The sequence below is a fragment of the Nonomuraea rubra genome (assembly GCF_014207985.1).
GTDB lineage: Bacteria > Actinomycetota > Actinomycetes > Streptosporangiales > Streptosporangiaceae > Nonomuraea > Nonomuraea rubra.
In genome coordinates, this window is sequence record NZ_JACHMI010000001.1 from 10402251 (window position 1) to 10427942 (window position 25692).

At 70.0% G+C, this 25692-nt stretch carries 23 protein-coding genes; 12 read left to right on the plus strand and 11 right to left on the minus strand.

The window, feature by feature from the left end:
* The first annotated feature begins 116 nt into the window (after window positions 1-116).
* Genes iolC through HD593_RS47335 form a run of 6 tightly spaced genes read left to right on the plus strand, consistent with a single transcriptional unit; the run spans window position 117 to window position 6392 of the window.
* Window positions 117-1055: a 5-dehydro-2-deoxygluconokinase gene (gene iolC / locus HD593_RS47310; protein ID WP_185109441.1), complete on the plus strand. Its 939-nt coding sequence runs from the start codon at window positions 117-119 to the stop codon at window positions 1053-1055.
* Complete coding sequence (locus HD593_RS47315; RefSeq protein WP_185109442.1) at window positions 1052-1957, plus strand: Cgl0159 family (beta/alpha)8-fold protein; 906 nt, start codon at window positions 1052-1054, stop codon at window positions 1955-1957. Before iolC ends, HD593_RS47315 begins: the two co-directional genes overlap by 4 nt.
* Entirely contained in the window at window positions 1954-2796 is an 843-nt protein-coding gene (iolB, locus tag HD593_RS47320; RefSeq protein WP_185109443.1) for a 5-deoxy-glucuronate isomerase, read from the plus strand. The genes HD593_RS47315 and iolB overlap by 4 nt, the downstream gene beginning before the upstream one ends.
* On the plus strand, window positions 2796-4640 hold the full coding sequence (iolD, locus tag HD593_RS47325; RefSeq protein ID WP_185112565.1) for a 3D-(3,5/4)-trihydroxycyclohexane-1,2-dione acylhydrolase (decyclizing): 1845 nt from the start codon (window positions 2796-2798) through the stop codon (window positions 4638-4640). The genes iolB and iolD overlap by 1 nt, the downstream gene beginning before the upstream one ends.
* Before the next feature lie 44 nt (window positions 4641-4684).
* Entirely contained in the window at window positions 4685-5686 is a 1002-nt protein-coding gene (locus HD593_RS47330; RefSeq protein ID WP_246547112.1) for an AI-2E family transporter, read from the plus strand.
* Window positions 5687-5732: 46 nt separating this feature from the next.
* Window positions 5733-6392 carry an HAD family hydrolase gene (locus tag HD593_RS47335; RefSeq protein WP_185109444.1) on the plus strand — a complete coding sequence of 220 codons (660 nt, stop codon included), beginning with the start codon at window positions 5733-5735 and terminating at the stop codon, window positions 6390-6392.
* An 87-nt stretch (window positions 6393-6479) separates the two neighbouring features.
* Here HD593_RS47335 and HD593_RS47340 read toward each other — a convergent pair whose 3' ends face one another.
* The gene (locus HD593_RS47340; RefSeq protein WP_185109445.1) at window positions 6480-7004 is read right to left on the minus strand and encodes a DivIVA domain-containing protein; all 525 of its coding nucleotides are present in this window, start codon (window positions 7002-7004) and stop codon (window positions 6480-6482) included.
* A 122-nt stretch (window positions 7005-7126) separates the two neighbouring features.
* On the opposite strand from HD593_RS47340, the gene HD593_RS47345 reads away from it, so the two are divergent.
* The gene (locus HD593_RS47345; RefSeq protein WP_185109446.1) at window positions 7127-7852 is read left to right on the plus strand and encodes an ABC transporter ATP-binding protein; all 726 of its coding nucleotides are present in this window, start codon (window positions 7127-7129) and stop codon (window positions 7850-7852) included.
* The gene (locus HD593_RS47350; protein ID WP_185109447.1) at window positions 7849-8523 is read left to right on the plus strand and encodes a hypothetical protein; all 675 of its coding nucleotides are present in this window, start codon (window positions 7849-7851) and stop codon (window positions 8521-8523) included. The genes HD593_RS47345 and HD593_RS47350 overlap by 4 nt, the downstream gene beginning before the upstream one ends.
* Before the next feature lie 43 nt (window positions 8524-8566).
* Here the strand turns inward: HD593_RS47350 and rlmN are convergent, their stop codons facing one another.
* Window positions 8567-9667 (minus strand): dual-specificity RNA methyltransferase RlmN, encoded by a 1101-nt coding sequence (gene rlmN / locus HD593_RS47355; protein WP_185109448.1) that lies wholly within the window; start codon window positions 9665-9667, stop codon window positions 8567-8569.
* 123 nt (window positions 9668-9790) lie between these two features.
* Between rlmN and HD593_RS47360 the strand changes: the two genes are divergently transcribed.
* Window positions 9791-10807 carry a suppressor of fused domain protein gene (locus HD593_RS47360; RefSeq protein ID WP_185109449.1) on the plus strand — a complete coding sequence of 339 codons (1017 nt, stop codon included), beginning with the start codon at window positions 9791-9793 and terminating at the stop codon, window positions 10805-10807.
* Here the strand turns inward: HD593_RS47360 and HD593_RS47365 are convergent.
* The 6 genes from HD593_RS47365 to HD593_RS47390 all read right to left on the minus strand — a co-directional run bounded on the left by HD593_RS47365 (window position 10804) and on the right by HD593_RS47390 (window position 16877).
* Window positions 10804-11643, minus strand: a complete 840-nt coding sequence (locus tag HD593_RS47365) for a phosphatidate cytidylyltransferase (RefSeq protein ID WP_185109450.1) — start codon at window positions 11641-11643, stop codon at window positions 10804-10806. The genes HD593_RS47360 and HD593_RS47365 overlap by 4 nt on opposite strands.
* A gap of 102 nt (window positions 11644-11745) precedes the next feature.
* Window positions 11746-12303, minus strand: a complete 558-nt coding sequence (frr, locus tag HD593_RS47370; RefSeq protein ID WP_185109451.1) for a ribosome recycling factor — start codon at window positions 12301-12303, stop codon at window positions 11746-11748.
* 43 nt (window positions 12304-12346) lie between these two features.
* Entirely contained in the window at window positions 12347-13045 is a 699-nt protein-coding gene (gene pyrH / locus HD593_RS47375) for a UMP kinase (protein WP_221525335.1), read from the minus strand.
* Between the two features lie 175 nt (window positions 13046-13220).
* The gene (gene tsf, locus HD593_RS47380) at window positions 13221-14054 is read right to left on the minus strand and encodes a translation elongation factor Ts (RefSeq protein ID WP_185109453.1); all 834 of its coding nucleotides are present in this window, start codon (window positions 14052-14054) and stop codon (window positions 13221-13223) included.
* A gap of 799 nt (window positions 14055-14853) precedes the next feature.
* Window positions 14854-15795 carry a 30S ribosomal protein S2 gene (gene rpsB / locus HD593_RS47385; protein WP_185109454.1) on the minus strand — a complete coding sequence of 314 codons (942 nt, stop codon included), beginning with the start codon at window positions 15793-15795 and terminating at the stop codon, window positions 14854-14856.
* 455 nt (window positions 15796-16250) lie between these two features.
* Entirely contained in the window at window positions 16251-16877 is a 627-nt protein-coding gene (locus HD593_RS47390) for an ArsR/SmtB family transcription factor (protein WP_185109455.1), read from the minus strand.
* A gap of 69 nt (window positions 16878-16946) precedes the next feature.
* Between HD593_RS47390 and HD593_RS47395 the strand changes: the two genes are divergently transcribed.
* Together HD593_RS47395 and HD593_RS65425 are read left to right on the plus strand one after the other, a co-directional pair.
* Complete coding sequence (locus tag HD593_RS47395; RefSeq protein ID WP_185109456.1) at window positions 16947-18392, plus strand: MFS transporter; 1446 nt, start codon at window positions 16947-16949, stop codon at window positions 18390-18392.
* A gap of 332 nt (window positions 18393-18724) precedes the next feature.
* A complete protein-coding gene (locus tag HD593_RS65425; protein ID WP_221525336.1) occupies window positions 18725-19870 on the plus strand; it encodes a M23 family metallopeptidase in 1146 nt (381 codons plus the stop codon).
* Window positions 19871-19989: 119 nt separating this feature from the next.
* Here HD593_RS65425 and HD593_RS47405 read toward each other — a convergent pair whose 3' ends face one another.
* Together HD593_RS47405 and HD593_RS47410 are read right to left on the minus strand one after the other, a co-directional pair.
* The gene (locus HD593_RS47405; protein ID WP_312904246.1) at window positions 19990-20871 is read right to left on the minus strand and encodes a tyrosine recombinase XerC; all 882 of its coding nucleotides are present in this window, start codon (window positions 20869-20871) and stop codon (window positions 19990-19992) included.
* A 158-nt stretch (window positions 20872-21029) separates the two neighbouring features.
* A complete protein-coding gene (locus HD593_RS47410; protein ID WP_312904248.1) occupies window positions 21030-22313 on the minus strand; it encodes an alpha/beta hydrolase family protein in 1284 nt (427 codons plus the stop codon).
* Window positions 22314-22372: 59 nt separating this feature from the next.
* Here HD593_RS47410 and HD593_RS47415 point away from each other — a divergent pair, with 59 nt between their 5' ends.
* Window positions 22373-22948, plus strand: a complete 576-nt coding sequence (locus HD593_RS47415; protein ID WP_185109458.1) for a helix-turn-helix domain-containing protein — start codon at window positions 22373-22375, stop codon at window positions 22946-22948.
* Between the two features lie 1150 nt (window positions 22949-24098).
* Here the strand turns inward: HD593_RS47415 and dprA are convergent.
* Entirely contained in the window at window positions 24099-25400 is a 1302-nt protein-coding gene (gene dprA / locus HD593_RS47420) for a DNA-processing protein DprA (RefSeq protein ID WP_312904250.1), read from the minus strand.
* Window positions 25401-25692 lie beyond the last annotated feature (292 nt).

Below are 25692 nucleotides of genomic sequence, written 5' to 3' on the forward strand. Positions count from 1 at the left end.
ACCGGGTAGTGAAGGACCAGGATTCGGACGGGGCCGCTATTCGCAACATAGCGGACATCCGAATGTCATGACAATATGCCATAGTGACGAGGTGAGCTCCGTCCCTGGAGGTGCTGTTGTACGACCTGATCACGATCGGCCGCTCCGGCGTCGACGTCTATCCCCTGCAGACAGGTGTCGGCCTGGCCGACGTCGAGACCTTCGGCAAGTTCCTCGGCGGTAGCCCCACCAACGTCGCCGTCGCCGCGGCCCGCCACGGGCTGCGCTCCGCCGTGGTCACCGGCGTGGGGGCCGACCCGTTCGGCGACTACGTGCGGCGGGCGATCCGCGGCTTCGGCGTGGACGACGCCTTCGTACGCACCATCGAGGGCCGGCCCACGCCCGTGACGTTCTGCGAGATCTTTCCCCCCGACCACTTCCCGATCTACTTCTACCGCGGCGAGCGACCGCCCGACCTGCAGCTCACCCCGTCCATGCTCGACCTGGAGGCGATCGCCGGGGCGGGGCTGTTCTGGTTCTCGCTGACCGGGCTGAGCCAGGAGCCGAGCGCCGCCGCCCACGCCGCCGCGCTCGCGGCGCGCACGTCCGGGCTGACGGTGTTCGACCTCGACTACCGGGCCGTGTTGTGGGAGTCGCGCGAGGCGGCCCACGAGGCGGCGCGCGCTATGTTGCCGCTGGCGAACGTGGCCGTGGGCAACCTGGAGGAGGTCGAGGTCGCGGTCGGCGTACGCGATCCGGAGGCCGCCGCCCAGGCCCTGCTCGACGCCGGCGTACGGCTGGCGATCGTGAAAATGGGCCCGGAAGGGGTTTTCGCGCGTACCTCCGAGGAGAGCGCTCTGGTGGAGCCCATGGAGGTGAAGGTGGTCAACGGGATCGGCGCGGGAGACGCGTTCGGCGGCGCGCTCTGCCTCGGCCTGCTGCGCGGCTGGCCCCTGGAGCGCACGCTGCGCTTCGCCAACGCGGCGGGCGCCTTCGTGGCCGCCCGCCTGGCCTGCGCCGACGCGATGCCGTCCACGTCCGAGGTGGAGGACCTGCTGAACGGGGCGCGCACTTGAGCGACACCACGCTGTCCAGATCTGCGGACTACGAGCGGCTCACCCGCATCCGGGCCACCCAGCCCGAGGAGATCGCCGCCTCCGCGGCCCGGCGGCAGCGGCGCGGGCTGCCGGGCGAGGGCGAGCGGCTGCTGATCATCGCCGCCGACCACGCGGCCCGCGGCGCCCTCGGCGTACGCGACCGGCCGCTGGCCATGGCCGGCCGCGCCGACCTGCTCGACCGCCTGCGGCTGGCGCTGTCCAGGCCGGGCGTCGACGGCATCCTGGCCTCCCCCGACATCCTGGAGGACCTGCTGCTGCTGGGCGCCCTGGAGGGCAAGCTCGCCTTCGGCTCCATGAACCGCGGCGGCCTGCAGGGCTCGGTCTTCGAGGTGGACGACCGGTTCACCGGCTTCGACGCCGCCTCCATCGACGCCATGCGGCTCGACGGCGGCAAGATGCTCTGCCGCATCGACCCGTCCGACCACGCCACCGTGACCACGCTGGAGTCGTGCGCCCACGCGGTCACCGAGCTGGCGCGCAGGCGGCTGCTGGCCATGGTGGAGCCGTTCTGGTCGCTGCGCTCGGAGTCGGGCGCGCTGCGCAACGACCTGTCGCCCGACGCCGTCATCCGCGCGATCAGCGTCGCCCAGGCACTGGGCGTCACCTCGGCCTACACCTGGCTGAAGATCCCGGCGGTGGCGGAGATGGAGCGCGTGATGGCAGCGACCACGCTGCCCGCCCTGCTCCTCGGGGGCGACCCGCCCGACATCGACGCCGCCTACGCCGGCTGGCACCGCGCCCTGAGCCTGCCCGGCGTGCGCGGCCTCGTCGTCGGCCGCGCCCTGCTCTACCCTCCGGACGACGACGTGGCAACCGCGGTGGACGGCGCCGCCGCACTGGTACGAGAGGCCCGCGCATGACATACCTGCCGTACGGCAAGACGGCCAGCGGCCCCTGGTCCGTCGAGATCACCCCGTCCCTGGCCGGCTGGACGTACTCGGGGCTGCGCATCGCGGACCTGACGGACGCCCCGCTCTCCTTCGACACGGGCGGGGAGGAGCTGCTCGTCCTGCCCCTCGCCGGCTCCTGCACGGTCACGATCCCCGGCGAGACCTTCGTGCTGTCGGGCCGCCCCTCGGTCTTCGACGGCCCCTCCGATTTCGCCTATATCCCGATTTCTACGCAGGTGACCATCGAGGGGGCGGGCCGGATCGCGTTCCCCTCGGCCCGGGCCACCCGCGCGCTGCCCCCGCGTTACGTCGCCGCCGCGGAGGTCGCCGTGGAGATCAGAGGCGCCGGCCAGGCCACCCGCCAGGTCAACAACTTCTGCTCACCCGACGCCTACCAGGACTGCGACAAGCTGATGGCCGTGGAGGTCCTCACCCCGTCGGGCAACTGGTCGTCGTACCCGCCGCACAAGCACGACACCCCGAACGAGGGGGAGGCGGTCCTGGAGGAGATCTACTACTTCGAGGTCGCCGACCAGGGCATCGGCTACCAGCGCGTCTACTCCTCCGAGCGCGGCCACATCGACACCCTGGCCGAGGTCTCCTCCGGCGACGTGGTGCTCGTCCCGTACGGCTACCATGGCCCTTCCATGGCCGCCCCCGGCTACGACCTGTACTACCTGAACGTCCTGGCAGGCCCGGCGGAGCAGCGCTCGATGGCGTTCTGCGACGACCCCCGCCACACCTGGATCCGCTCCTCCTGGGACGCCCAGCCCCTCGACCCCAGACTGCCGTTCGGGAGGACTTCGTGATCCGTTTGACCGTCGCGCAGGCGGTCGTGCACTTCCTGGCCCGCCAGTGGAGCGAGCGCGACGGTGCCGAGCGCCGGTTCTTCGGCGGCTGCGTCGGCATCTTCGGCCACGGCAACGTGGCCGGCCTCGGCCAGGCGCTGGCCACCTCCACCGAGGACCTGCCCTACCGGCTCAGCCGCAACGAGCAGGCCATGGTGCACACCGCCGCCGCCTACGCCCGCGCCAGCAACCGGCTGGCCACGCTCGCCTGCACCACCTCGATCGGCCCCGGCGCCACGAACATGATCACCGGTGCGGCCGGCGCGACCATCAACCGCCTGCCCGTGCTGCTGCTGCCCGGCGACATCTTCTCCACCCGCGCCGCGAGCCCGGTGCTCCAGGAGCTGGAGGACCAGCGCTCGTACGACATCTCGGTCAACGACTGCTTCAAGCCGGTCTCCCGCTACTGGGACCGGATCAACCGCCCCGAGCAGCTCCCGAGCGCGCTGCTGGCCGCCATGCGGGTGCTCACCGACCCGGCCGAGACCGGCGCGGTGACGCTGGCGCTGCCGCAGGACGTGCAGGCGGAGGCGTTCGACTGGCCCGACGAGCTGTTCGCCCGCCGCGTCTGGCACATCCCCAGGCCGCGCCCCGAACGCGCGGCCCTCGCCCGCGCCGCCGAGCTGATCAGGTCGGCGGCCCGGCCGATCGTCGTGGCCGGCGGCGGCACCATCTACAGCGAGGCCACCGCGCAGCTCCAGGCGTTCGCCGAGGCGTGCGGGATCCCGGTGGCCGAGACGCAGGCGGGCAAGGGCGCCCTGCCCTACGGTCACCCGCTCGCGCTCGGCGCGATCGGCGCCACGGGCACCACGGCCGCCAACACGCTGGCCCGCGAGGCCGACCTGATCATCGGCGTCGGCACCCGCTACAGCGACTTCACCACCGCCTCCCGCACGATCTTCGCCCCGGAAGCCGCGTTCCTGAACCTCAACATCACCGGCTTCGACGCCGCCAAGCTCTCCGGCCTGCAACTCGTCGCCGACGCCCGCGAAGGGCTGAGCGACCTGGCCGAGGCCTGCGCGGGCTGGAGCACGCCCGCCGCCTACCGCGAGCGCGCCGCCGAGCTGACCCGGGCGTGGGACACGGCCGTCGACGCGGCGTACGCGCTGGAGGGCTCGCCGCTGCCGCAGGCCGCCGTCATCGGCGCGGTCAACGCGGCGGCGGGCGACGACGGCGTGGTGGTCTGCGCGGCCGGCTCGATGCCCGGCGACCTGCACAAGCTCTGGCGGCCCAGCGGCCCCGGCAGCTACCACGTCGAGTACGGCTACTCCTGCATGGGCTACGAGATCGCCGGCGGCCTGGGGGTGAAGCTGGCGGCGCCGGAGCGCGAGGTGTTCGTGCTGGTGGGCGACGGCTCGTACCTGATGATGGCCCAGGAGCTGGTCACGGCCGTCTCCGAGGGCGTCAAGCTGGTCGTGGTGCTGGTCGACAACTCCGGGTTCGCCTCGATCGGGCGTCTGTCGGAGAGCGTCGGCGCCGAACGGCTGGGCACCGCCTACCAGCGCCGCGACGGCGGGCCGCTGCCGGTCGACCTGGCCGCCAACGCAGCCAGCCTCGGCGCCACCGTGCTGCGCCCCGAGACGGTCGCCGACCTGCGCAAGGCGCTCGACACGGCCCGCTCGGCCACCGGGACCACGGTGATCTACGTGCCCACCGACCGGCTGGCCGACGACGCGCCGTCCTCCGAGGCGTGGTGGGACGTGCCCGTGGCACAGGTGGCGACGACGAGCGCCACGTACGCGGCACGGGAGACGTACGAGGCGAACAAGCGCTCCCAGCGCCCCCACCTGACCCCGCCCGGCTGATCAGGGTTGCCCGCGATCACCCCGGGGAACTCCTCTGACCAGGCATGATCGGGGGGATCGGGATGGGGCCGTGGCGGCTGCTGGGGTGGTTCGCGGTCATCGCGGTGGCCTTCTTCTGCCTCTACCACGTGCGTACGGTGGCCATCTCGATCATCATCGGTGTCTTCCTGACCGCGCTGCTGCGGCCCCCGGCCCGCTGGCTCACCTCGCGCGGGCTGGGCAGGGCGGCGGCCACCACGATCGTCTTCGTCGGCGGGCTGCTGCTGGCCGGCGCGGTGATCGCGCTGGTGGTGCCGCCCACCGTGGACAGCGTGTCGGAGCTGCGGGCCAGCGTCGGCAAGGTGCTCGACGACCTGCACAACCTGGCGGCCAGGATCGGGCTCGACGACCGGCAGCTCCTCACCCAGGCCAGGGACTACCTGTCGGGCCAGAGCCGCCAGATCACCACCGGGGCGCTGGCCGGGGTCAGGACGGTCGGCGAGATCGTGGTCGGGGCCGTCCTGGCGGTCATCCTGTCGGTGTACTTCGTGCACGGCGGCGACCGGCTCTTCCGCTGGCTGGTGGAGCTCCTGCCGGCCGCCGCCAGGCCGCGCGTGACCGAGACCGGCGGCCTGATCTTCTCGGTGATCGGCAGGTACATCCACGGCGTCGCGCTCGTGGGGCTGGTGGACGCGTTCTTCATCGGGATGGCGCTGTGGATCCTGGGCGTGCCGGTGGCGCTGCCGCTGGCGGTGCTGACGTTCGTGGGGGCGTTCCTGCCGGTGGTGGGGGCGTTCTTCGCCGGGCTGCTGGCGGCCGTGGTGGCGCTCGTGGCCAAGGGGTGGCTGGTGGCGCTGATCGTGGTGGCGGTGACCCTGGCGGTGCAGCAGATCGAGGGGCACGTGCTGGCGCCGCAGATCTACGGCAAGGCCCTCGACCTGCCGGGCGCCGTCATCCTGGTGGCGATCACGGTGGGCAGCGTGATCGCGGGGATCGCGGGAGCGTTCCTGGCCGCCCCGGTGACCTCGGTCATCGTGGCTCTGCTCCGCCACCCGCGCTCCGCCTGAGCGGTCGTCACGGCGCGAACCGTCCATGGCCGTCATGATGTGAGTCATGAGATGGGTCACGTTCGACTGTTTCGGAACTCTGATCGACTGGCGGCACGGCATCCGCACCAGCGCCGAGCTGATCGCGCCGGGGCAGGGGGCGCGGCTGCTGGAGGCGTACAACCGGCACGAGCACGCCGTCCAGGCCGAGTCCCCCGCCGTGCGCTACCGCCACGTGCTGGCCGAGGCGCTGCGCAGGGCGTGCGAGGAGGAGAAGGTGGAGCTCGGCGCCGACGACGCCACGGTGCTGGCCGAGACGCTCCCCTACTGGCCGGTGTTCCCCGACGTGGCGGCCGAGCTGTCGGCGCTGCGCGAGGCGGGGTGGCGGCTGGCGCTGCTGACCAACTGCGACCGCGACCTCATCGCGCAGACGCGGCGGCGGTTGCCGGTGCCGTTCGAGGCGGTGGTGACGGCCGAGGACGCGGGCGCGTACAAGCCGTCGGACGCGCACTTCGAGCTGTTCAGGAGCTCGTACGAGCCGGAGGTGTGGGTGCACGCGGCGCAGAGCTACTTCCACGACATGGAGCCCGCCCACCGGCTGGGCCTGCCCCGCGTGTGGATCAACCGCCACGGCGCGCGGCCGTCCGACCCGTCGATCGTCCCGCACGAGCTGCCCGGCCTGGGCGGGCTGCTCGCGGCGGTCGAGACCGCCGCCGCGCCCTCCTAGCGCGCCCGCCGCTCCGGGGCCTCCTAGCGGGCCCGCCGCTCCGGGGCCTCCTAGCGGGCCCGCTGGTCCGGAACGCTCCGCGGGCTCCTATCGGGCCCGCTGGTCCAGCACGTCGGCGATGCCCGCGAGGAACGAGTCCACGTCCGCGATCAGGTACCCGGCCCTGAACATCACGGTCGAGAACTTCGCCTCGCGGACCTCCTTGGCCGTCACCGGGTAGTCGGTCGTGCCGCGCAGCGTGGCCACGATCCGGTCGAGGAAGGCGTCGATCTCGTCCTCGTTGTAACCGGTGCCCATGCGGCCGGGCCGGAACGCCACCCGCTCGACCCGTGCCGCCTGCGTCTCGAACCACTGCTCGCGCAGCATCTCGCCGGTGGGCTCGGCCATGGCCAGGCGGATGGGCCGCTTGGCCTGGGCCTCCAGCGCCACCACGAACGCCTCCAGCGCGAAGTCCACGGCGGTCTCCTGGTAACCGCCGCGTTTCGCGCGGAACGTGGCCGTACGGACCTCGTCGGCGGTGACGGGCTCCAACAGGTGCGAGCCTCTGCCAAGGGTCGATTCGATCCGCCCGATCAGGGCGTCCACCTCGACGGGGTCATAGCCTGAACGCATACCCATGACGCGCGGAAAGCGGTTCAAGCCCTCACTCCTCTGGGGGTACTTCGTGCTGGGGTCCCTCTATTGTCGGACCTTTTATGCCGACCCTGCGACCCGACATATACCGTTTCGGGATCATGCACCTCTCCAAGGTCTCCTTCCGTTACCGAAGACGTGATCCTCTCGTCATCGAAGACGCCGACGCCCGCCTCGCCGCCGGCGACGTCATCGAGCTGACCGGCGTGAACGGAGCCGGCAAGTCCACGCTGCTCCGCCTCCTCGCCGGCCTCGCCAGGCCGACCACCGGCACGATCGCCGGCCGGCCGCCGGTGGTCGGGTTCGCCCCCGACCGGTTTCCGGCGAGCCAGCCGTTCACCGTCACGGCGTACCTGCGGCACATGTCCCGCGTACGCGGCGGCGCCCGCTGGGAGCCGTGGATCGAGCGCCTGAACATGGGGCACCTGCTCGACACCCCGCTCGCCGACCTGTCGAAGGGCAGCGCGCACAAGGTCGGACTGGCCCAGGCGCTGATGGCCGAGCCGGGGCTGCTGATCCTGGACGAGCCGTTCGCGGGCCTCGACGCCGACACACGCGAGGCGCTGCCCGCGATCGCGATGGAGGTGGCGGAGCGGGGCGGGATCGTCATCGCCAGCGACCACCAGGGCGGCATGCGCGGGCTGCCCGGCCTGCGCCACTGGTCGATGGTGGACGGTCACCTCAAGGAGGGCACCGCGGCGCCCCTGCCCGCGGCTCCGGCGCAGGCCACCGTGGCCGTCACGCTGCCCGCCGGGGAGTTGCAGAGGTTCCTGGCGCGGATGCGCGAGGAAGGGTTCCAGGCCCGCGAGATAGAGGAGACCCGTTGATCGCCCTGGCCGGCTTCCGGCTGGTCGCCTACGTGCGCTCGCACCGGGTGTACCAGGCGCTGCTGCTCACCCTGGCCCTGCTGGCCATCGTCCACGGCAGCCGGGCGCCGAGGGGCGCCGAGGCCACCGTGCTCGTGGACGGCGCCGTGCTCCTCGTGCCCATCCTGGCCTGGGCGGCCAGGAGCCTGCTCGACACCGAGCCCGACCGGCAGCGCGAGATGTCGGCGATCCAGGCCGGCGGCCGGGGCAGGGAGGTGGCGGCGGGGCTGCTGGCGGCGTTCACGGCGTGCGCGGTGTTCGCGGCGCTCGGCCTGCTCTGGGCCCTGCTGCTCGGCATCACCGGGTCCCCGCCGTCCGGCCTGCTCCTGGCCGCGCTCGCCCTGTACGTGCTCTCCGCCCTCGCCGGAACCGCGCTCGGCGCCCTCACCAGCCGCGCCGTCCTGCCGTCCCCGGCCATCTCCATCATGAGCCTGCTGCTCGGCTTCCTGGGGATGCTGCTGCTGAGCTCGACGTCGCTGTACTGGCTCACGGTGCCGCTCATCCCGTGGATGAAGGCCGCGAACTCCGGCACGGGCGAGCTGCTCGGCGCGTTCCCGGGGCTGGGCGCGATCTCGCTGGCGTGGTGCCTGATCGGCCTGGCGGCGTACGGCCGGCTCCGCCGGCGTTCGTGACGCGGCTGGCCGTACGCCTCGCTGCTTGTTCGGCTTGTTCGGCTTATTCGGCGGCGGCGAGCTGGCCGCAGGCGCCGTCGATCTCGCGCCCGCGCGTGTCGCGCACCGTCACCGGCACGCCGTGGAACTCCAGCCGCCGCACGAACGCCCGCTCGTCCTCCGGCCGCGAGGCCGTCCACTTGGAGCCGGGGGTCGGGTTGAGCGGGATCAGGTTCACGTGCACGAGCTTGTTCTTGACGAGCTTGCCGAGCAGGTCGGCCCGCCACTCCTGGTCGTTGACGTCCTTGATCAGCGCGTACTCGATCGACACCCGCCGCTTGGTCCTGGCCGCGTACGCCCAGGCGGCGTCGAGCACCTCGCTGACCTTCCAGCGCGTGTTGATCGGCACCAGCGTGTCGCGCAGTTCGTCGTCCGGGGCGTGCAGCGACAGCGCGAGCGTGACCGGCAGCCCCTCGTCGGCGAGCTTGCCGATGGCGGGCACCAGCCCCACGGTGGAGACCGTGACGCCGCGCGCGGAGATGCCGAGCCCGTGCGGCGCCGGCTCCACCAGGCGGCGCACCGCCCCGATCACCTGCTTGTAGTTGGCCAGCGGCTCGCCCATGCCCATGAACACGACGTTGCTGACCCGCCCGGGCCCGCCGGGCACCTCTCCGGCGGCCAGCGCGCGGGCTCCGGCCACGACCTGCTCGACGATCTCGGCGGTGGACATGTTGCGGGTCAGCCCGGCCTGCCCGGTGGCGCAGAACGGGCAGTTCATGCCGCATCCGGCCTGCGACGACACGCACATCGTGACCCGGTCGGGGTAGCGCATGAGCACCGACTCCACCAGCGCCCCGTCGAACAGCCGCCACAGCGTCTTGCGGGTGGTGCCGCGGTCGGTGGTCTGCTCCTTGACCGGCGTGAGCAGCGTGGGCAGCAGGGCGGAGAGCTTCTCCCTGGCCGCCGCGGGCAGGTCGGTCATGGCCTGCACGTCGGTGGTGTGCCGCTCGAAGTAGTGGCGCGAGAGCTGGTCGGCGCGGAAGGCCTTCTCGCCCAGCTCCGTCACGGCGGCCCGCCGGTCTGCCATCGACAGGTCGGCCAGGTGCCGTGCGGGCTTGGCCCGCCGCGGCGCGACGAAGGTGAGCTGACCTGGAGGCTGGGACACTGTGCTGCCTTTGCTAGCTTGAGGGGTTTGCGACCAGGGTAATCAACGTTCGGATCGGAGGTGACATTCCTGGTCTCGCTACGGCTCGCGTCTTGGTCGCCGCCCGATCTACAGTCATCTCGTATGGCGATTTTTCGGTCGGCATCCGGCGAGGGAGGCACCGAGGTCGTCCTTGCCGCCGGCAACCCGTACGGGAGCCGGACGCTCGTGGTCGAGCGGGACGAGGACTCCTCGGTAGCTTACCTGTGCTCGCCCGACGGCACGGTCCACGGAGCCGTCTGGCTGGCCAACCATCGCCCTGCCCCGGCCGTCGTGGACCTCGCCCGCATCAACGCCGGCCGGCCGCCGCTCATGCCCAGGTCCGGCACGCTGCATCCCGACGGCCGCCGGCCGCTCGGGCAGCTCAGCCCGCTGTGGTTCGAGGAGGGCGACGGCGTGGCGCTGTACGAGGACGACGAATTGCTCGCGGTCATCCCCGGCTGGGCCGACATGAGCAGGGGCATGCCCGGTTACGCGCGCGACGCGGTGGGCGAGTCGCCGTTCGCCTGGGCGCTGTCGGAGGCGCTGGAAGGGCTGCGCCCGCGGATCTCGAACGCCAGGTCCTACTGGCGCTGGCGGCACAGCGAGGGGTCGTGGCCGTCGTTCCAGCAGTTCGTGATGGGTCATCTGGACCGGGTGCTGGGGCCGGCGGGCCGGTACTGGGACGCCAGCGGCGAGCGGCTGCCGACCGTCGGCATCACCGAGCGGCCGCCGCACGGCGAGCGCGGCTTCACCGTGCTGTCCACGGTGGGGATGAGCTGCCAGCGCATGCCGACGGTGGAGCAGTGGATCGACAAGCCCGGCGCGTACGCCAGGATCGAGCTGGCCGTGGCCACCCGCGACGACCCGAAGGAGGCGGCGCTGCTGCTGGTGTGGTTGTCGCAGTATCCGTGGCACTCGGTGACGTGGCTGGGCCACGGGCACACGGCGAAGTGGTATCACGAGCCTTCGACGTTCCCGCTGGGCCCGCAGTACTCGGGGGTCCTGATGCAGGCCAACCCCGGCCACATGCCCGACATGTCAGGATTCGCGTTCGGGGGCGAGGTCGTCCGGTGGCTCTGGCTCTCGCCCGTCACCACGCAGGCCCTGCAGGCCCACTAGAAGAACAGCGTCATCAGCAGCCAGACCGGCACCAGCGTGGTCACCAGCGAGTCCAGCCGGTCCATCAGCCCGCCGTGCCCCGGCAGGATCGTGCCCATGTCCTTGATGCCGAGATCCCGCTTGATCATCGACTCGACCAGGTCGCCCACGGTCGCCAGCAGCGCCGCCAGCGCCCCGATCAGCGCGCCCTGCCAGAGCTGCCCGTCCAGCAGCCACGTCACCAGCCAGGCCCCGACCGCCGTGCACGCCACGACCGACCCGGCCAGCCCCTCCCAGGTCTTCTTCGGGCTGATCACCGTGAGCTGGTGCCTGCCGAACAGCACGCCCGCGACGTACCCGCCGATGTCGCTCGCCACGGTCACCGCGATGAAGATGAGCACGCGGTGGTTGCCGTCGTCCGGATGCAGCATCAGGGCCACGAACGCGCTCAGCATCGCGGGATAGAACAGCGTGAACACCGACGCCGACGCGTCCCGTACGTAACCGTCCGTCCCGTCGCTGAACATCCGCCAGATCAGCAGCACGAACGCGAACACCGCGAACGTGGCCAGCAACCACTCCGGCCCGCCCCAGTACGCCCCCACCTGCATCGCCACCAGGCCCGCCAGCACGGGCACGGCGGGGACCCTGATGTCACGGGTGGCGAAGGCCTTGACCAGCTCCAGCACACCGACGCCGACCGCGCCCGCGACCACCAGGAGGAACAGCTCCTTGATGGTGTAGACGGTGCCCAGGACCAGCCCTGCCAGGACCAGGCCGACCGCGATGGCGGCGGGCAGGTTCCTGCCGGTACGGCTGCCGCCGCTCGAGCTGGTGCCAGCCGTACGTTCTTCCACAGATTCTCCAAGAGCCACGGCCCCCGCCGTCGGGGCGAGGGCCGTAGGTGACCCGCTACCTGCGGCGGAGCGCTCCAGGCGACCCGCCGTGCGGCGCGCCGCTCAGACTTCGAGCAGCTCGGCTTCCTTGTGCTTGAGCAGCTCGTCGATCTTCGCGACGTGCTTCTGGGTGAGGTCGTCGAGCTCCTTCTCGGCCCGCCTGACCTCGTCCTCGCCCGCCTCGCCGTCCTTGATCATCTTGTCGAGGGTCTCCTTGGCGGAGCGGCGGATGTTGCGGATGGACACCTTGGCGTGCTCGCCCTTGTTCCTGGCGACCTTGATGTACTCCTTGCGGCGCTCCTCGGACAGCTCCGGGAACGTCACGCGGATCACCTGACCGTCGTCGGTCGGGTTGACGCCGAGGTCGGAGTCGCGGATGGCCTTGATGATCGCATTCGTCGAGCCCTTGTCGTAGGGCTGAATGGTCACCATGCGCGCCTCGGGCACGTGGAAGGACGCCAGCTGCTGAACCGGCGTCGGCGTGCCGTAGTACTCGGCGTTGATCTTGTTGAACATCGAGGGGGTGACCCGGCCCGTACGGATGCTCGCGAAGTCCTCCTTCGCGACCGAAACGGCCTTGTCCATCTTTTCCTCGGCTTCGAGGAGGGTTTCGTCGATCACAGCGGCTCCCTGTCTACTAGCTGGCGTCGTCGGGCTCGCTCCGTCATTTGCCTGCGGGACTCACCAGCGTGCCGATTTTCTCACCGCGTACCGCACGCAGGATGTTGCCCTCGCCCATCAGGTCGAAGACCACGATCGGCAGATCGTTGTCCTTGCACAGGCTGATCGCGGTGGCGTCCATGACCGCGAGGTCGCGCAGCAGCACCTCGCCGTAGTCGAGGTGGTCGAACCGGACCGCGTACGGGTTCTTGCGTGGGTCGGAGTCGTAGATCCCGTCCACCTGCGTGCCCTTGAGCAGCGCCTCGGCGCCGATCTCCAGAGCCCGCTGGGACGCCGCGGTGTCGGTCGAGAAGTACGGCGAGCCGAGCCCCGCTCCGAAGATCACCACGCGGCCCTTCTCCAGGTGCCTGATCGCGCGGCGCGGCAGGAACGGCTCCGCCACCTGCTGCATGGTGATGGCGGTCTGCACGCGGGTCTCCACGCCCCGCCGCTCCAGGAAGTCCTGCAGCGCCAGGCAGTTGATGACCGTGCCGAGCATGCCCATGTAGTCGGCCCTGGCCCGGTCGATGCCCCCCTGCGACAGCGTCGCGCCGCGGAACATGTTGCCGCCGCCGACCACGACCGCGACCTGCACGCCTTCCTTGACCGCCTCGGTGATCGAGTCGGCCAGGTGATCGACGATCACCGGGTCGATGCCCAGCGGCTCGCTCCCGGCGAACGCCTCTCCCGAAAGCTTCAGCATCACCCGCTTCCACCTCAGGTGGTTGTGCGGGCTCTGTGGATCTTGTGCTGGGCTTTGTGGATCTTGAGATGGGGAAGCCGCCGTCCGTGTGGATTCGTGGGCTGACTCCCGGTGGTCCTGCACGGCGGCGGCCTCCTTCATTCGGCGGATCGTTGAGCTGGCGGCTTGCCTAAGCCTAAGCCTGACCGACCTTGAAGCGGACAAAGCCGAGGACCTCGACGCCGTTCTCCTCGGCGTACTTGCCCACGCTCTTCTTGTTGTCCTTGACGAAGGCCTGCTGCAGCAGCGTGAAGTCCTTGTACCAGCCGTTCACGCGCCCCTCGACGATCTTGCCGATGGCGGCCTCGGGCTTGCCCTCCTCGCGGGTCATCTCCTCGAAGAGCTTGCGCTCCTTCTCGACGACCTCGGCGGGAACGGACTCGGCCTTGAGGTACTGCGGCGCCATCGCGGCGGCGTGCTGCGCGATGTCCTTGGCGACCTCGGCGTTCGGCTTGTCGAGCTGCACCAGCACGCCGACGGCCGGCGGCAGCGCCGGGTCGGTCTTGTGCATGTACGCGCCGATGTAGCCGCCCTCCAGCACCGCGAAGCGCCGGATCTCGATCTTCTCACCGAGCGCGGCGTTGGCGACGTCGAGGTGCTCCTTGACGGTCTTGCCGTCGAAGGAGGACTCGACCAGCGCCGCCACGTCGGCGGGCTTGGTCGCCAGCACGTGCGCGACGACCTGGGCGGCCAGCTCCTGGAAGCGCTCGCCCTTGGCCACGAAGTCGGTCTCGCAGTTGATCTCGACCAGCGCGGCGGCGGAGTCGCCGTCCTGCTTGAGCGCGACCAGGCCGTTGGAGGCGGTGCGGGACTCGCGCTTGCCCACGTCCTTGGCACCCTTGAGGCGCAGCAGCTCGATCGCGCGGTCGAAGTCGCCCTCGGACTCCTCCAGCGCCTTCTTGCAGTCCATCATGCCGGCAGCGGTGATCTCACGAAGCCGCTTGACGTCGGCCATGTTCACGGAAGCCATTGCTCTTTTTCCTTGTGGGATTTCGTCGTCGTCATCGTGGTGCGGGCGGGAGCCGGGATCCGGCCACCCACCCTGGGTTCGTACGGCAGGCGCCCGCCGTACAGGAGCCTGGTCTTGCTCGGGGCTTCGGGCCGGCCCGGCTTCGCTGCTGCTTCGCTCGGCATACTGCCCAGCCTCGCCTCGGCGTACCACCGCGGCTCGGCACCGCCCAACGATCTCACCTCGGCACACCACCTTCGGCCCGTCCGGACCCTCGCCCTCGGTCAAGCGCCCTCTGTCACCGCGGGCTTTCGCCTCCTGCCATCAAGCCTGCAGGAGGCGAACAGGCCGGTCTCAGCGTGCGGAGCCAGGAGATCCTGGCCTCACCGCCACCTCGCCCTGGCCTACCGCCCTGAGCCCTGGAGCGGCCCGCGCGGCGTGCCGTACTGGCTCAGCCGTTTGCCGAGCCCGGACGACTACCTTGCCTGGCCGCCCACCCGAGACTCGCAGCCATCCGGTGGTTTGCCTTATTCAGCTGTCACGTTGCCTTGCTCGCTCACTCGCCGAGTCCTGCTCGCCTACTCGCCGAGCTTTACTCGCTCACACGCCCGAGCTTTGCTTACTCGCTCACCCGAGCCTTGTTCGCTCACTCACCGAGCTTCGCTTGCTCGCACACCCGAGCGCTTTGCTCACTCGCTCCGCCCGAGCCATGCTCACACGCCCGAGCTTCGCTCACCCGAGCCTTGTTCGCTGACTCGCCGGGGGACCGCGGATCCACCCTCAATCGGGAAGACCCGCGGCACCCCCATACGCGCGGACGTCAGGCCTGCTGCTCGTTCTCGCCCTCACCAGCAGCGGTCTCGGCCTCGGCCTCGGCCGGAGCCTCGGCGGGAGCGGCAGCCTCAGCCGGAGCGGCGGCCTCGGCGGGAGCAGCCTCGGCGGCGGCCTCGGGAGCGGCAGCGGCCTCCTCGGCCGCAGGCTGCTCGCCGGTGCCCTGCTCGATGAGCTCGCGCTCCCACTCGGCCAGCGGCTCGGCGGCGGCCGGCTTCTCGTCACCGCGGGCGGCGCCGGAACGCGCCATCAGCCCGGCGGCGACACCGTCGGCGACCACCCGGGTCAGCAGGCCGACGGCGCGGATGGCGTCGTCGTTGCCGGGGATCGGGTAGTCGACCTCGTCGGGGTCGCAGTTGGTGTCGAGGATCGCGACGACCGGGATGCCAAGCTTCTTGGCCTCGCTGATCGCGATGTGCTCCTTCTTGGTGTCGACGACCCACACGGCGCTGGGCACGCGGCCCATGTCGCGGATACCGCCGAGCGTACGCTCCAGCTTGTCCTTCTCACGGCGGCGCATGAGGAGCTCCTTCTTGGTGAGCCCCGAGCCCGCGACGTTGTCGAAGTCGAGCTCCTCGAGCTCCTTCAGACGCTGCAGCCTCTTGTGCACGGTGGAGAAGTTGGTGAGCATGCCACCCAGCCAGCGCTGGTTGACGTACGGCATACCGACCCGCGCGGCCTGCTCGGAGATGGCCTCCTGAGCCTGCTTCTTGGTGCCGATGAACAGGATCGTGCCGCCGTGCGCGACGGTCTCCTTGACGAAGTCATAGGCGCGGTCGATGTACGACAGAGACTTCTGCAGGTCGATGATGTAGATGCCGTTGCGCTCGGTGAAGATGAAGCGCTTCATCTTCGGGTTCCAGCGCCGGGTCTGGTGACCGAAGTGAACGCCACTCTCAAGCAGCTGTCGCATGGTGACGACGGGGGCCATGTGCTGGTCCTCCAGGTCTGGGCGCCCTGCGGATGGGCGCGGTTCTCGGTTGTGCCGCGACAGCGCGTTGTCTGCCGCCCTGATGCCCCGAACCCGCTCCCGCCGGGCACATGGCCCGGACCGATGGCGCGGTCCGCAATGGGGCATGCGAAGTCGGCCTGTGGTCACAGGCCACCGAAAAGTCTACCTCCCACACCACCCCAGGCTGACCGTCTACGGTCAAACGGACATCCGCCCCTACCCCGACACCACACCCCACTCATCCCCCGAAACCCCCATTCACCGCACCAGCCCCCGCGGCCTCTTCCTCACGCCGCATCGGCGGGACGACCACCGCAAACGGGCGGCCACCCCCGCGAACAGACGTACCCCGCCCGAACCTCACCCACAACATCCGTCACCAGACATCCACCTCAAGCCCTGCCCGACCCGAGCCCTCGCCGGCTCCGCGCCACTCACTCAGAGACCATCCGAGCATCGTGGTCCTCGGTAGGCAGCCCCGGAACCACCCTCGCCGCGACCGGGAACAGATTGACCTGCGCCTCCACCACCCTGGCCCCCTCTGGCGCGACCTCCTCACCCCGATCCCGGGCGAAATACGGCTCCAGCACCTTCTCGATCTGACGATTCAGCTCCGCGAGCTCTCCGGCGTCCACCCGGAGCCGATGCCGGCTGAAGAGCGTCACCTCACGCCACTCTTCAGGCTCCAGGTCGGAGGCGGCCAGGGCCCGCTCCGCCTCCTCGTTCGCATCCCGCCGGAACGCCGCGATCAGCAGCACCTTGGCAGCCCGCACCTCCGGCTGATCATCAGGCTGCACCCCGACGCTCAGCGGCCGGTCCACCCCCCGCCACATCCGCTCCCTGCCGTCCCCCCGCGCCGGAGCGTCCTCGACGAACCCGTACTTGGCCAGCATCCGCAAGTGATAACTGGCGGCGCTGGGCGTGATCCCCGCGATCTCCGCCACCTCGGTGGCGGTGGCGCTGCCCTCCACCCGAAGCCTGTTGAGGATCATCAACCTCGCCGGATGAGCCAGCGCCCGCATCGCCTTGGGATCGCTGAGCCCTTCTCTGTCCTGCGTCATGCGCCAAACGTACCCATCCCGAGACGTGAAGTATTGCCTTCATAACTATGAAGCGTTACCTTCACAGTTATGAAGCGTTCCCTTCACAACTCCCCCGCCCTCGCCGAACCAGCAACCGCCTCCAGCGACACCACCATCACCACTTCCACTCCACTCCCGACAGACCTCAACGCCACCCCACCAACTCCACCCGCGGGCACCCCCCTCCCACCCCTCAGGAAACAACGCGACTACCGCCTGCTCTGGACGGCCCGCACCATCTCCGTCACCGGCTCAGAGGTCTCCAAGCTGGCCATCCCCCTGACCGCGGTCACCCTGCTGACCGCCTCCCCGTCCCAGATGGGCATCCTGACCGCCGCCGCCTCGGTCCCGGTCCTGCTGTTCGGCCTGCAATCGGGCGCGATCGCCGACCGGCTCACCCGCCACCGCCCGCTGATGATCGCCTGCGAACTCGTCTCCTGCGCGGCCGCGATCACCATCCCCATCGCCTGGCTGCTCGGCGTGCTGAACGTCATCTGGCTGATCGCCGTAGCCCTGGTGATCGGCGCAGCCGGCGTGCTCTTCAAGGCCGCGAACTTCCCCCACCTCGCAGCGGTGGTCGACCCGTCCCAGCGTACGGAGGCCATGGCCGGCTTCCACGCCTCCTACTCGGTGGCGTCGGTCAGCGGCCCCGGCCTGGCGGGCCTCCTGGTGCAACTCCTCACGGCCCCGCTGGCCGTACTGGCCGAGGCGTTCGCGTTCCTGACCTCGGCCCTCCTGCTGCGCACCATCAGAACCCCCGAGAACAACACCCGCGCACCCTCCAAGAGCATGTGGCGCGACGTCGTGGAAGGGCTGAGGACCAGCGTTACCCACCCGGTACTCCGCGCCCTCCTCGGAGCCGGCGTCACGATCAACTTCTTCGCCATGGCGTACACAGCCGTCTACATGCTCTACATGCTGAACACCCTCGGCATCCCCAAGGCCCTGATCGGCGTCCTCATCGCCCTGAGCGGCGCCGGCGGCCTCCTCGGCGCCTGGCTGACGTCCCGCCTGTCGAAGCGCTACGGCGAGAACCGCGTCCTGCTCATCTCAGTGATCTTCTTCCCCATCGAGATCCTCGCGGTGGGCCTCCTGACCGGCCCTCTCTGGTGGAAGCTCTCGCTACTGGCCCTCACCAGTACGATCACCGGCGGCATCGTCGTCGCCTTCGCCACCTGCATGGGCGCGATCACCCTCCGGGAAACCTCCCCCGAGCTCCGCGGCCGCGTGAACGCCACCACCACCTTCGCCGTCCAAGGCGTCCTGGCCCTGGGCGGCCTCGCCGGCGGTTTCCTGGCCGAGCTGCTGGGCCTACGCCCGGTAATCCTCATCTGCGCAGCAGGCATCGCCCTCAGCACCATCTGGATCTGGGCCTCTCCCCTACGCCCACATCCCCGCCGCCCTTCCCTCCCCGACACCCCGGAACCCCCGACCGCATCGTTCGCCCGGTCCGCAACCCACTTGCTCGAAACCAAGCGCCATTCCCCGCGCTAACTCCCGCGCCCCGCCTCGCCCGATCCCCCGCCGCCAACGCCCATCACCCCATCCGGCTTCCACAGCCCGCCACCCTCACCGCACCCGGCTTCCACAGCCCGCCACCCTCGCCACACCCGGCTTCCACAGCCCGCCACCCTCGCCACACCCGGCTTCCACAGCCCGCCACCCTCGCCACATCCTGCTTTCGCAGTCCGCTTCCCACACCCCAGAACCCCAGCCCACCGCGCGTTCTCATCCACCACCCACAGCACACCCCGCCCTCCTCCCCTTTATCCACAGAACGGCGTTCGCCCTCTCACTGCCCAACCCAACCCGGCCAAGCTCCCACCATGAACGCCCAGCCCTCCCCCGCCCACCTCCCATCGCCGGCCCAGCAACAACCCCCAAGAGCCCTGAGAAGAGTCGCCGCAGCCATCTCAACACTGCTCATCTCAACAACCCTGATCCTCTCCACCACTCCCGCTTCCCCAGCGAGAGCCGCTCCCCCCACATGGCGCTGGCCGCTCGACGGAACCCCCAGAATCCTTCGCCCCTTCACCCCACCCCCAGAGCCGTGGCTCGCCGGCCACCGAGGCATCGACCTCGCCGCCCCAGCGGACACCCCAGTCCTGGCAGCAGGCCCAGGCACGATCCGCTTCGCCGGCCCAGTAGCCGGCAAGGGCGTGATCACCATCGACCACGAAGGCGGCCTGCGCACCACCTACCTCCCGGTCACAGCCTCAGTACGCCGCGGACAACCGATCACACCAGGAGCCAAACTCGGCGTCCTCGAGCCCTCGAAGCACCATTGCGAGGAGTCCTGCCTCCACTGGGGCCTCCGCCGCGGCACTTCCTACCTGAACCCCCTGCAACTCCTCGGCCACGCCCCCACCCGCCTCCTCCCCTTCTGGCCCCCACCCCAACGCACCCCCACAACGCCCCAGCCCAGAACCGCAGCCCGCGTCCCCACCCCGGCCACCACCCCGGCCATTCCGCCGGGCAGCACCCCACTCACCCCGCTGACCACCGCTATCGCCGCCACCATGACCGACATCGACCCCGACAACGGCTCCCCCACCCCCTACAGCCACCACCCCACCGGAAGCCCCGACTCCAGCCCTAACCCCGATCCAAACTCCCCCTCAAGCCCCCGCATAACCCCGCACTTCACCTCAAGCCCGGCCGCGAACCCCAGCTCAAACAACCACCCTCCATCCACACTCTCCTCATCCGCCGTCGCCTCTCACTGGCTGCCGGGAACGTTCCAAACACTCCGTCAGAGCGCCTCATCCCATCTCGCCCTCATCCTCACCCTCATCGGCCTCGGCGCCCTGACGACAACGCTCCTCCTGATCACCACCCGACACCGCAACGACCGCAAACGCCACGCCAGAACGCACCCGCACACTCGCGTGAAAGGCCAGCACCGCAAACAACGGCGACGCAGAAGCAGGACCCAGAAGCACCGATCACCAGCCTCACCAAGGCTGCCGTGACCGCCGCGCGCCCCACGCCACCAACATCATCAACCGCTCACTCCGCCACAAACGAAGCCAGCGAGTACAGGCCCCCAACCAAGCACTCACCCAGACGAACGACAAGAAAGACCACCCGATCAGGCCCTCGGATGCGCCTGCCGATAAGCCGCCCGCAACCGCTCGATCGACACATGCGTATAAATCTGCGTGGTGTTCAGCGACGCATGCCCGAGCAACTCCTGAACACTACGAAGATCAGCCCCACCCTCCAGCAAATGCGTGGCCGCACTATGCCGCAACCCATGCGGCCCCATGTCCGGCGCCCCCTCTACCTGCGCCAACCGCGCATGCACCACCCGCCGCACGGTCCCCGCATCGATGCGCCCACCCCGTACTCCGAGAAACAGCGCCGGCCCCGTCCCGGCCCGCATCCACAGTGGCCGCCCATGAATGCACCACCGATCCAAGGCCCGCAACGCAGGCATCCCGAACGGCACCGTACGCTCCTTGCGCCCCTTGCCCAGCACCCTGACGACGTTCCGCTCCCGGTCCACATCGTCGACATCAAGCGCACAAAGCTCACTCACCCGCACGCCAGTGGCGTACAACAACTCCAGCAGCGCTTGATCCCGCAACTCCTTGGGCTCAGCGGTCGCAGGCGCGGCCAGCACAGCCTCGGCCTGCCGCTGATCGAGCACGGAAGGCAACGTCCGAGGTGACTTGGCGCTGCCGAGCAGCAACCCCGGATCCGCCTGCAGCCAACCCCGGCGATGGCAGTAAGCGGTGAAGGTCCGAGCACAGGCGGTCCGACGCGCCAGGGTGGCCCGCGCCTTCCCCGCCGCATGCTGTCCCGCCAACCACTCCCTGAGCATCCCGATATCCAGCCCCTCAACCTCCCCACCCGTGTGATCGAGCAGAGAGCTGACATCGGTCAGGTACGCCCGAACGGTATGCGGCGAAAGATCCCGCTCAAGCCGCAGATACCGCCCGAACTCGGCCACGACCTCTTCCCTGTCCACCCAAACCGCCTCCACATCCCCATCACACCCAAACTCTCACCACTCCCCATCCCCCTCCAAGCCAGTCACCGCCCTCTCACCACCCCATCCCTGACCGACCCCCACGCCCACCCACCGATACCGCCGAACACCATCGTGACGTTCAGGACCCAGAACCCCTACAACTCCGCCACCACACGGCGCTCCGCGACCAACCACTCCGCGAGGTCCTCTACAACAGCCGGATCCACATGCTGCGCGACCTCATACTCCTCAGGCGTGGAGACACCGTCACCAGGAAAGAAGAGGTGATTGTCAGCGTCATACACCCGGATCGTGACATCGGGACGGTGCGCGAGCCCCGCGCGCCACCCCGTCAGATCATCCGCGACGGTGACTTGATAGTCCCGACCTCCCTGCAGAATGAGCATCGGCCTGTCCACGGCCACCGCGGTCGCGACCGGGTCGTAGTCGCGCAGATCCAGCCAGTACGAAGCCGGCAGCCCGAAGGGCAGCGCCGTAGCCGGTGTCGAGGGCGAGAGGTCCGGGCTGTCCGCCATCGCCGCCTGCTCGACGATCCCCTCCACCGCGCCCTCCGGGATCGAACGCGGACTCACCGAAGCGAGGTAGCGCACAACACGCACAGCTGCACGGTGCATCGGCTGCGTATCACCCGCCATGATCACCAGCCCAGCCACGTACTCCTCAGCGACGGCCACGCGCGGAGCGACCTTTCCGCCCATGCTGTGACCCACGACGAAGACCCGCGCTGGGTCCACCTCGGGCCGCCGCCGAAGCAACCGCACAGCAGCCACCGCGTACGGAACGTACTCACCGGTCATCGTGAAGCCGGGCGCGGTCACCATCTCGCGATGCGCGTACGTCACCTTGTCGAACCGCAGCACGGCGACACCACGACTGGCCAACCCCCAGGCGAGGTCCTTGAGCGGCTTGTTGGGCCCGCTCGTCTCGTCGCGATCGAACGGCCCCCCTCCACTGAGCAGCACGACACCGGGCCATGGCCCCTCACCGTGTGGCAGGCTCAGCGTGCCCGGCACGGCATGGGATCCGGCAGCAACGGTGACGTCCTGCTCGGAGAAACGTCCGGGCTCTGCGTAAGGCGGCGGTTCCCACGGAGCCGACGTCGCGGGCGCGAGCTGCAGCCCCTGCAGGCCGCCGGCCTCATCAACCACCACGACCAGCGTGATCCCACCCTGCTGACACCCGACCGGAACACTCACCCGCACCAGCCCCGCACCAGCCGCCTCACTCACCGGCTGCCCGACATCGGCCACACCACCCCGCTTGCCGATCTCCCCGAGCCAAGCATCCCGCAGCATCTGCCCGGACACGACCGCCCGCAACGACGGAGCAAACAGCTCCTCGATCTCCCCGAACCGCCCCTCAACCGCCATCCCCACGACCGAGACAGCAACCACACCGGGCTCGTCTACTGCTTCCACCCTCTTCTCCCAACCTTTCTCATCAATGAGAAAGGTAGCAGATGTGAGATCATGTGCCCATGGACACCTTGGAGCTTCTGGCCCATCCGGTACGGCTGCGCGTCGTTCACGCGATGCGCGGCGGCCGCCTGCTGACGACCTCGCAGTTGTGCGCGCGGATCCCCGACGTCTCCAAGGCCACGCTCTACCGTCACATCGATCTGCTTGCGACCGAAGGCGTCCTGGAGGTGGCCGAAGAGCGGCGAGTACGGGGAGCGGTGGAGCGCCGATACCGCCTACGCCAGGACCTCGCCGTGATCGACCCTGCCATGATCGAATCGCTGTCGCCCGACGATCATCGGCGCGGTTTCGCCACGGCCATGGCCATCCTGCTCGCCGAGTTCAACGCCTACCTCGACCGGGACGAGGCCGACCCGGTGGCGGACCTCGTCGGCTACCGGCAGCACGCCATCTGGCTCAGCCGCGACGAACTGCACGACCTGATCAGCGAGCTACGCGCCGCCATCGCCCCCCGCCTCGCCAACCCCTCCGCCCCCGACCGCACGCAATACCTGCTCAGCCCGATCCTGTTCCCGATCGAGTCACCGCCCCCACCCCTGGACAACAGCACGAACCCGGAAACCAACACCACCTGACGAACCTCGCACCGTCACACCCGGCGCCGACCTGCCCCCAGCCGCCGATGTAGCTGCCATGGCAATGGTGTCCGCGTGGGGGTGGTTCGGGCCGGCTGGCCAGGAAACTTCAGTGGTGCGTTAGTGGCCACTGCGGGCAACTGCGACGTGGGTGAGCGGCCGACGCAGGCAACGGCGACCTGCGTGAGCGGCCGACGCTGCCCGACCTCAACGCGGACGCGATGAGCGGGATGCCGGAGGGCGGCCGGACCTTGGGTGGGAGGGCTAGGCGCCGCCCCAGTCGCGGGCAGCCGACCAGGCTGCACCACCGTGGTCCGGGGGATGGGGACCCACCCGACGGGACGTCACCCCGACGGGGCGGGGGCGGCCAGACGCCCTGCCCGTCCATCCATCGGTGGCATGCGCACGGCGGCCGACTGCGGGAGTGGTTGCGCTCGCAGGCCGAGGTAACGAATCGCGGCCCCAGCCACCAGGCGGGCTCCGTAGGCATGGTGACGGCCATCGCTTGATCCTTGGAGGGCCTATGTTGAAACCGAGGAGAGCAGAACGATGGCCGCGGACAACAGTTTGGCTTGAGGGCTGGTGATCGCGAGGCGGATCGTGCACCGGTGACTCCTACTTTCTCTGGATCGATTCCAAGGTGCTGACGTCGCCATGCGCGCCAACACGAGCCGAGCCACGGCACAAGACCTCGCACCGACTCACCCTTGCCGATGGGGACGCCGCGCACCTGGGTGTCGGCAGCGCCGGCGGTGCGCATGATGGCCTTGGTGGGGCTGCCCCAGTGGCCGTGCGCGCCGCTGACAGCGGCCTCTCGCACGTGCTGTGCACGCGTGAGCATCCGCGCCGTTCTCCCGCTCCCCTGCCCTCGCGCTTTCCTGCGCCCTGGCGTTCTCGCGCTTGCCCGCCCTCGCGCCCTGGCGTTCTCGCACCCTGGCGTTCTCGCGCTTGCCCGCCCTCGCGTTCTCCAGCTCTAGCGCCCTGGCGTTCCCGCGTCCTGGCGTTCCCGCGTCCTGGCGTTCTCGCGCTTGCCCGCCCTCGCGTTCTCCAGCTCTAGCGTCCTGGCGTTCCCGCGTCCTGGCGTTCTGGCGCTTGCCCGCTCTCGCGTTCTGGCGTTCTGGTGCCGACAGTACGTGCTGCCGCGTACGCGTCAGGTGTCGGCTTCGTGCCGCGGGTGTGCGCGGAAGGGGGCTTGAGGAGGGATTGACGGTCGTGGGGCAGGAGGTATGTCTTCTGGGCCTGAGAGGTCGTCCGGGGGTGGGGGGATTTGGGTGGGGTCTGGTTCTGGGGTGGGTGGGGGTTCCAGGGCTGTGGAGTCGGGGGCCTTGCGGTACGAGGCCGTCTGTTTGCGGAGGCGCCAGCCGTTCGAGACGCGTTCGATGTAGCCGGCGGCCGCCAGGCCGCCCAGTGCGCTGAGGGTCACGTCCAGGCTCATGCCGGCTGCCACCGCGATCGAGGCTGGGCCGGCGCCGCCTCTGGACGGGACGGCGTCCAGGACTCTTCTGGTCGGCTCGTTGAGTTTGTCCCGGGGGACGGCTGGGGCGCGGAGCTGCGGGGCGAGGTCGTCGCCCAGTACGCCTACGAGGTCGATCATGTCTTCTGGTGAGGTGATGCAGACGGCCTTGCGTTCTCGGAGGAGTCTGTGGCAGCCGGCCGACATCGCGGACGTGATGGGGCCCGGGACCGCTCCCAGGTGTCTGTTGAGGGACAGGGCGTGGGTGGCCGTGTTCAGGGCGCCGCTGCGGAGTGCGGCTTCCACCACCACCGTCCCTTGTGACAGGGCGGCGATCAGCCGGTTGCGGATGAGAAAGCGGGCTCTGGTCGGGTGTACGCCGGGCGGGCACTCGCTGATGAGGACGCCCTTCTCCCTGATCTCGGCGAACAGGGGCTCGTGGGCGCTCGGATAGCAGACGTCGACTCCGCAGGCCAGGACTACGACCGTGGGGGCGTCGGCGGCCAGCGCACCCTTGTGGGCCGCCCCGTCCACGCCGAACGCGCCACCCGACACGACGGTCCATCCTGCCTCGCTCAGGCCGACGCCGAACTCCGCCGCGATGTGCGAGCCGTACGAGGTGGCGGCTCTGGCTCCGACCACCGCCACGGATTTGAGACAGGAGAAGCGGAGGTCGGCGGTACCGTGCGCCCACAGGCCGAGGGGGCGGCTGCGGCCTAGCTGGTCGAGCTGGGTGGGCCATTCGGGGGTGCCGGGGATGATCAGTCTGGCGCCGGTTCTGTGGCCGGCTTCGAGGTCTGCTGCGGGGTTGGCGGTTGCCAGGCGGGTGTACCAGGCGTTCAGGCAGGCGGTGAGGTTGGGCGGGCGCTCGTACCTCGCTTGTTTGGCCACGAACTCCGGAGGGAGGGTGCGGGAGCGGATGGCCTCCACCGCCTGTGCGGCACCGTACTCGGCCACGAGGCTGCCCATCGTGACGTCGCCGACGTCGGCGGCTCGCATGAGTGCGGCCCTCGCTTCGGCTTCCCGCTCCGCTGCTGCTTGGGGGGTCGGGTTCAGCTGTCTGCCAGACCCCACCATCTTCGCGTTCGGGGGACGTTGATCGGTCTGACCGTGCATGGGCGCCTCTCGAGCCTCGGGTCCTGCTCTGCTCACGGGCTCCGATGGGAACGCCGTCGTCGTCGTAACCGCCGCCGTCGCGGACGCGGACGCTCGTGGTGAGGCGTTGCGAAGGAGGGACTTCGAGGGTTCATCGGCGCAGGTCATGGCGGTGATGGAGGGGCCGCTGGATCCT

Coding starts and splice junctions, on each gene's coding strand:
- iolB (WP_185109443.1), top strand. CDS start 1,954: ATGACATACCTGCCGTACGGCAAGACGGCCAGCGGCCCCTGGTCCGTC.
- HD593_RS47330 (WP_246547112.1), top strand. CDS start 4,685: ATGATCGGGGGGATCGGGATGGGGCCGTGGCGGCTGCTGGGGTGGTTC.
- HD593_RS47335 (WP_185109444.1), top strand. CDS start 5,733: ATGAGATGGGTCACGTTCGACTGTTTCGGAACTCTGATCGACTGGCGG.
- HD593_RS47340 (WP_185109445.1), bottom strand. CDS start 7,004: ATGCGTTCAGGCTATGACCCCGTCGAGGTGGACGCCCTGATCGGGCGG.
- HD593_RS47345 (WP_185109446.1), top strand. CDS start 7,127: ATGCACCTCTCCAAGGTCTCCTTCCGTTACCGAAGACGTGATCCTCTC.
- HD593_RS47360 (WP_185109449.1), top strand. CDS start 9,791: ATGGCGATTTTTCGGTCGGCATCCGGCGAGGGAGGCACCGAGGTCGTC.
- pyrH (WP_221525335.1), bottom strand. CDS start 13,045: ATGCTGAAGCTTTCGGGAGAGGCGTTCGCCGGGAGCGAGCCGCTGGGC.
- tsf (WP_185109453.1), bottom strand. CDS start 14,054: ATGGCTTCCGTGAACATGGCCGACGTCAAGCGGCTTCGTGAGATCACC.
- rpsB (WP_185109454.1), bottom strand. CDS start 15,795: ATGGCCCCCGTCGTCACCATGCGACAGCTGCTTGAGAGTGGCGTTCAC.
- HD593_RS47390 (WP_185109455.1), bottom strand. CDS start 16,877: ATGACGCAGGACAGAGAAGGGCTCAGCGATCCCAAGGCGATGCGGGCG.
- HD593_RS47395 (WP_185109456.1), top strand. CDS start 16,947: ATGAAGCGTTCCCTTCACAACTCCCCCGCCCTCGCCGAACCAGCAACC.
- HD593_RS65425 (WP_221525336.1), top strand. CDS start 18,725: ATGAACGCCCAGCCCTCCCCCGCCCACCTCCCATCGCCGGCCCAGCAA.
- HD593_RS47415 (WP_185109458.1), top strand. CDS start 22,373: ATGGACACCTTGGAGCTTCTGGCCCATCCGGTACGGCTGCGCGTCGTT.
- dprA (WP_312904250.1), bottom strand. CDS start 25,400: ATGCGAGCCGCCGACGTCGGCGACGTCACGATGGGCAGCCTCGTGGCC.